This window comes from Streptomyces sp. NPDC048389, assembly GCF_040706335.1.
GTDB lineage: Bacteria > Actinomycetota > Actinomycetes > Streptomycetales > Streptomycetaceae > Streptomyces.
Genome location: NZ_JBEZKP010000106.1, coordinates 1 through 6,534 on the forward strand (window position 1 = coordinate 1; position 6,534 = coordinate 6,534).

The window sequence follows — 6,534 nt, forward strand, 5'->3', positions numbered from 1 at the left end:
CCCATCCGCATATCTCACACGCCAGGAAATACAACCAACCGCGCCGCATCATCAGGCACTTCGAGACGGATCACCCTAACGAGCCGAAGTCAGTACCGTCCGGGGCGAGCCTAGGCGGAGCGACAAAATCCATCCACATCATGTGCTCCTCATCCCCCATTCGGATGTATTCCAGGGACGCGACGGTGTTCCCAGCAGCCCGGGGCCCAGCAGCTCGGGGCGAGGAACGCGTGCTCGCACCAGCCCGGCGATTCCGACGCCCCACCCCCGCCATGAGGTCGGCACCAAACTCGACAAATCCCACAGCTTCTGACAGATGATCTACTCGGCAGACTGCCGCCTGCGACCAGCATGGGCACGCCGAACCCGGTCACACCAGCCCCTTGGCCTGCGACTTCAAGTTGGCGGAGGCTCACTGCGGGTCCAACGCGTTGCGGGCTCGACAGCGCCCGCGTTCGTCGAGACCGCGTTCGTCGAAGCCCGCGACCGGTGTTCCGGTGCTCTCAGTCGACCGGCCAGGTGTGCGCCGGCGCGTTCAGATGCATGTAGTCGAGATACTGCCGCGTCATCAGGCGCAGCGCCTCGTAATGGTCGACCCGGGACGTGGCGTCGATGTGGTGGTACATCTCCGCCTGCCACACGGCCCCGTTGCGTCCGGTGACACAGCGCTGCTCGATGATCCCCAGCAGCGGCTCCCGCCACGCCGCGTCCATGCCGGATTGCTCGAGCCCCCGGTGGGCCATGGGCAGCAGGCGCCTCAGTACGAGCTCGGCCACCGGGACCTCGCCCATCCCGGGCCAGTACAGGAGGGCGTCGATACCGTGCCGCGCGGCGGCATGCAGATTGTCCTCCGCCGCCTGGAACGACATCCGCGACCACACCGGCCGTTCCTCGTCGACCAGAGCGCGGGTGAGCCCGTAGTAGAAGGCGCCGTTGGCGAGGGTGTCGGCGACGGTGGGTCCGGCCGGGAGCACCCGGTTCTCGACGCGCAGGTGCGGCCTGCTGTGGGTGACGGCGTACACGGGGCGGTTCCAGCGGTAGATGGTGCCGTTGTGCAGGGTGAGTTCGGACAGCTCCGGGGTGTCCCCGCCGTCGAGCGTCGCCCGCGGGTCCTCCTCGTCGCACAGTGGCAGCAGAGCCGGGAAGTAGCGGACGTTCTCCTCGAAGAGGTCGAAGACGCTGTTGATCCACCGCTCGCCGAACCACACCCGCGGCCGCACCCCCTGCACCTTGATCTCCTCCGGCCGGGTGTCGGTGGCCTGCTCGAACAGCGGGATCCGCGTCTCGCGCCACAGCTCCTTGCCGAACAGGAACGGCGAATTCGCCGCGAGTGCGACCTGCACACCGGCGATCGCCTGCGCGGCGTTCCAGTAGTCGGCGAACTCGTCCGGTGCGACCTGGAGATGGAACTGCGTACTGGTGCACGCCGCCTCCGGCGTGATGGTGTCCGCGTACGTGCGCAGCCGCTCCACCCCGTCGACCGCTATCCGCAGGTCCTCCCCTCGTGCAGCGAAGATCTGTTCGTTGAGCAGCCGGTAGCGCGGGTTCTCCGAGAGCGCTGCTTCCCCCACGTCCCGCTGCCGCAGCGTGGGAAGGATGCCGACCATGGCGAGATGGGCGCCGACCCCGGACGCCCGCCGCTCGGCGTGGTTGAGGGCGTCCCTGATCTCCTTCTCCCAGGCGTCGGGGCCGCCCGCTGTCAGGGTGCGCGGCGGGATGTTGATCTCCAGGTTGAACCGGCCCAGCTCGGTGTCCCAGGCAGGGTCCGCGATCGCATCGAGCACGTCGGTGTTGCGCATCGCGGGCTCGCCGGCCGCGTCGACCAGATTCAGTTCGATCTCGAGACCCACCTGCGGCCGCGCCGACTCGAAGCGCGCCTCGCGCAGCATCTGCGCGAACGTGTCGAGGCAAGCCTGCATCTTGTCCCGGTACCGGCGGCGGTCGTCGCGGGTGAAGACGAGCGCCGGGACGTCACGTCCCATGGGCCCTCCGGAGTCTGGCACGTCTCGTCGGGCAGACGGCTTCCCCTTCAGCGTCCCACTCCCGGGCAGGCCCTACCAGCCGTGGGGCCCGCCGCTGGTAGGGCCTGCCCGGCCAGCGGCCGGACCTGCCGCCCCGGGGCGGGGCGGGGGCGGGTCGGTGCGGGAGCCGGTGCGGGGCGGTCCTGGGCGGGGCGGGGGCGGGGCCGGGCGTCGGGAGCGGCTCGGGAGCGGCTCGGGATCGCCGCGGTGCGCCGTCACCCCGACGGCGCAGCGCAGGGGCGTGCGCCTCATCCCTGTGCCCGGGCTGCCCGAAGACAAGAGCGTGACAAGTCGACGCAGGACACGGCGGAACACGACCTCAGACGACACGACGGAAGGGAAGTGGCCCATGCGCGGGAGAGGCAGGAGGCGCCTCCACCACATCGCCCGGACGGGCGGGACGGAACACGCCGACCGGACGGGCGGGACGGGGCGGACCGACCGCATCCCGCTGATCGACAGCATCCGCCGCGGCACGGTTCTGCGGCGGTCGGCCGTCTGTGCTGTGGTGCTGCCGGCGCTCGCCGGACCGTTGCTCGGCACCTGTACCGGTACCGGCACCGGCACCATCGCCGCGTCGGCCGACGCCCCGGCGGCACGGGTGGCGTCGGTGGCCTCGGAGACGTCGGAGGCCACCCGTGACAGCGTCACCTGGAGCGTCGAGCTGGACGGGACCGCGGACGGCGCGGGCCCCGACGACGACGCCAACGTCCACCACTCCGGCGGCGCCCTGCGCATCCGGGACACCGGCCTCGCCGCCGCGTCCGGACGCACCGGCCGCGGCCAGGGTTCCGCCGTACTGCCGGTGCACCACCTGCCGCACGAGGTCGACCGGGTCGCCGCCGAGGCGGTGGCGGAGGTACCGCCGGGAGCACAGCTGCTGGTGGACGTCCGCGGCCGCGACGGAAGCGGCCGCTGGACCGAGTGGCGCGAGGCCGCGCCCGGCGTTCCGGCCCGACTGCCGCGTACGGTCACGGACGTACAGGCACGGCTGGTCCTCCGGAGCGGTCCGGACGGAACCGGCCCCGCGGTCGGCCGGCTGCGGCTCACCGCCGATTCGGACGGCAGGGCCACACCCGCCCCGGAGGCCGACGTACCGTTCACGGCCCGTGTCTTCGCCACGCGCGAGGGCCTGGTCGGCGGCACCACGGCCAACGGACATGTGATCCGGCCGGACGACCGTTTCGTCGCGCTGCCCTCACGGCGCGGCCTGTCGCCGAAGGGGAGCGCCGAGTACTCGGTGCGGGTCTGCGGGCCGGCCCGGTGCGAGACGGCGCCGGTGTGGGACGTCGGCCCGTGGAACATCCGCGACGACCACTGGAACCCTTCCTCCGTACGCGAGATGTTCCAGAGCCTGCCGCAGGGCCTGCCCGAGGCCCAGGCGGCGTACGAGAGCGGCTACAACGACGGGCTCGACGGCTTCGGGCGGCGGGTCCTCAACCCGGCCGGCATCGACCTGGCCGACGGCACGTTCTACAACGTCGGGCTGGACGACAACGGCTGGGTGACCGTCACCTACCTGTGGACCGGCGACACCGCGACCGCCCGCGGGAACGAGGGACGCGAGGGCCCGGGCAACGCGTCCTGAACGGGCCGGTCATCGACCCGGGGCGAAGTCTCCGCAAGCCGTGGGGTGTCGGGCACCGGGAGAGCGCCGGACTGCGCAACGGCCGGCCGGCCGTGCGCGCGTGCGGCCGACCGCCGGGGCGGTGAGTACGGGGGACGGCCACCGGGGCGATGGGTACGGGGGACGGCCACCGGGGCAGTGCGGGGGCGGGACGGCCGGTCAGTTGCACAAGGTCGACCCATCGACGCATCGGGCCCCGCTACCGTGACGGCATGAGCGACGACAGGATCAGGCCGGAGGACGAATGGCCGCTGCCGCCCGTCTGGATGTGGGCCTGCAAGGAGTGCGCCGGCCTCTACCGGACCATGAAGCGCATCCAGGACGAGACGGAAGAGGCCCGGCTCACGTGCGGACCGGGCATCGACTTCGACCCGATGGACAGTGCCATCGGCACGCAGATCGCCCTCGCACAGCACATGGCCGCCACGCACCCGGACCAGCTGCCCGACTGGGAGGCGGCCTGCGCCGGCTGCACCGGCCACCGCGACGCGGTCGCCCGTGACACAGGCTCCTCCCCCCGGGCTGCCTCGGCCACCCACTTCGGCAACGAACACCGGGCCCGGCACGTGTTCGCGCCGCCCAGCATCGTCGGGTTGTACTGACGGGCGCGCGCTCCCGGCGGCTCCCCGGCCCCGCGGCCGGTGCGGGGCCGTCCCCTCCGAGGACGGCCCCACACCGGCGGCGACCGCTACAGCACCGCCCCGCCCGTCATCGACGCCGGCGCCGGCGCGTAGCCGGTCGGGCGGGTGGTGAAGGTGCCGCGGCCCTGGGTGCGACTGCGCAGGCGGGAGGCGTAGCCGAAGAGTTCGGCCGGCGGCACCGTGGCCGTCACCGTCGCCGTGCCGGACCGCACGCTCTGGCCGGTGACCCGGCCGCGGCGGGCCGCGAGGTCGCCGAGGACCGTGCCGACGGCGTCGTCGGGCACGGTGACCGTGACCTCGACGACCGGTTCCGGCAGCACCGTCGCCGATGCGCGCAGCGCCTCGCGCAGCCCGAACCTGCCCGCCGTGCGTGAGATCGTCCAGGCCGACGATCGCCGTGCGCAACCGGTCGGCCAGCTCGATCCGGTGACGGTCCTGAGCATCGGCCGGACACGGGTGGTGGTCGTCCGGTCTGCTGCTCGTGCTGCCCATCTGTGCCCCCACGTCTCGTCATGCCGACGAGGGGCGGGCGGCCTTGGTCGGGACCACCGGTGCATGCCCACTCGCGCCGGACATCATCCAACAGGTCGCCTTTGACCTGTTCAGCCGTTGTTCGCCCGGATGAGCGGGCATCCGCGAGTATTCGCCAGCCCCGGCAAGAGCGTCAAGGACGCTGCCCGCCACCGAGTCCCGCCTCTTCAGGGGGGTTTACAGGACGGCGTGACGCGGTGCCCGCCAGCCGGGGACGGAGGCTCCGGCCAGGTCTGCGCCGGTGGTGCCACCGGCGCGGCGTTCGCACCGCTTCGACGCCGTCGTCCCGCTGCGGCGCCGGCGCGACGAGGGCCGTACCGCTCACCACCTGCGACGCTCCCCTCTCCCGTCTGCCACCCTGGTGGGATCGCGTCGCGTCAAGAACGCGTCAGCGACGCATGAGGAAGACCGCACCGAGTAGCCGGCACCACGAAGACGGCGCCGGAGGACGCATGACGAACCGGGGGGCACGGTGGCAAGGCGGACGATTCCCGAGGAGTACCTGGCGGGGTACACGGACATCCTGACCGAGGTCGCCGCGACCGGACGACGGCTCACCCGGGACGAGTTGCAGTCCCGACGGGCGCTCGGTGAGCAGGCCGCGGAGGCCGGCCTGGGTCTGCGCGCGCTCGTCGTCCAGCATCTGGCCGCCACCCGGGCGGCCTGGCCGGGGTCCGCGGCGGAGAGTGTGCTGGGGGCGGTCGAGCAGGCGGTCGACGCGTTCGCCGAGGGATACGAGCGGGCCCAGCGGCTGGCGGTCCGCCAGGAGGAGGCCGCCCGCCGCGAGTTCATCGACGACCTGCTCTACGGCGGCAGCGACCTGGGCCACCTCGCCGAGCGCGCGGAGCGCTTCGGTCTGCGGCTGTCCCACGCCCACGCCGTAGCGGTGGCGGGCAACCTCGCCTCGTACGAGGAGACCGGCTCGGTGCTGCGGAAGGTGGAGCAGGCGGTGTACGCCCGCTTCGGTGACCGCCGCATCCTGCTGACCACCAAGGACGGCCGACTGGTGTGCATCGCCCCCGGCGACGAGGCCGACATCCTCACGTTCTTCGCCAAGCACGCTCACGCCGCCACCGACGGCGGCCAGGTCGCCGTCGGGCGCCCCCACCCCGGCCCCGGAGGCGTGGTCCACTCCTACGAGGAGGCGCTCAACGCCCTTGACCTGGCGCGACGCATGCATCTGGATGATCCCGTCCTGCGCGCCGGGGACCTGCTCGTCTATCCGGTGCTCACCCGTGACCGGGCCGCGATGGCCGACCTCGTCCACAACGTTCTCGGGCCGCTGCGGAGCACCCGCGGCGGTCCGGGGCCGCTCCTGGACACCCTCACGGCGTACTTCGACTCGGGCTGCGTGTCGGCGGAGGCGGCCCGGCGGCTGAATCTGAGCGTCAGGGCGCTGACCTACCGGCTCGCGCGGATCCATCAGGTCACCGGCTCCAACCCCACCGACCCGGTGCACCGCTATACTCTCCAGACGGCGGTGATCGGGGCCCGGCTCCTGGACTGGCCGTCGTCGGACTCGTGACACGGCGTGCCGGGATCAGTACGGCGACGGACCGTACGCCCGCACGGCCGGGAGAGCACCGGATTGCGCCGTGGATCACCTGCGGCTTCTCTCGGGTAGCGTCGGCGTATGAGTCATCCACATCCCGAATTGAAAGCCGCTCCTCCGCTGCCCGCCGGAGGGCTGCGGGTCGTCGCCCTGGGAGGTCTG

General features: G+C 72.5%; 4 protein-coding genes and 1 pseudogene. 3 read left to right on the plus strand and 2 right to left on the minus strand.

Annotated elements, in window-relative coordinates; all coding sequences use genetic code 11:
* Positions 1–503 precede the first annotated feature (503 nt).
* Entirely contained in the window at positions 504–1,982 is a 1,479-nt protein-coding gene (locus tag AB0903_RS33945; RefSeq protein WP_366708629.1) for a glutamate-cysteine ligase family protein, read from the minus strand.
* Positions 1,983–2,370: 388 nt separating this feature from the next.
* Here AB0903_RS33945 and AB0903_RS33950 point away from each other — a divergent pair, with 388 nt between their 5' ends.
* Entirely contained in the window at positions 2,371–3,609 is a 1,239-nt protein-coding gene (locus AB0903_RS33950; protein ID WP_366708631.1) for a hypothetical protein, read from the plus strand.
* A 251-nt stretch (positions 3,610–3,860) separates the two neighbouring features.
* Complete coding sequence (locus AB0903_RS33955; RefSeq protein WP_366708633.1) at positions 3,861–4,250, plus strand: hypothetical protein; 390 nt, start codon at positions 3,861–3,863, stop codon at positions 4,248–4,250.
* A gap of 86 nt (positions 4,251–4,336) precedes the next feature.
* Here AB0903_RS33955 and fusA read toward each other — a convergent pair.
* Positions 4,337–4,660 (minus strand): annotated as a pseudogene (gene fusA, locus AB0903_RS33960) (elongation factor G); the annotation flags it as partial.
* Between the two features lie 632 nt (positions 4,661–5,292).
* Here fusA and AB0903_RS33965 point away from each other — a divergent pair.
* Positions 5,293–6,345: a helix-turn-helix domain-containing protein gene (locus AB0903_RS33965; RefSeq protein WP_366708635.1), complete on the plus strand. Its 1,053-nt coding sequence runs from the start codon at positions 5,293–5,295 to the stop codon at positions 6,343–6,345.
* The last annotated feature ends 189 nt before the right edge of the window (positions 6,346–6,534 follow it).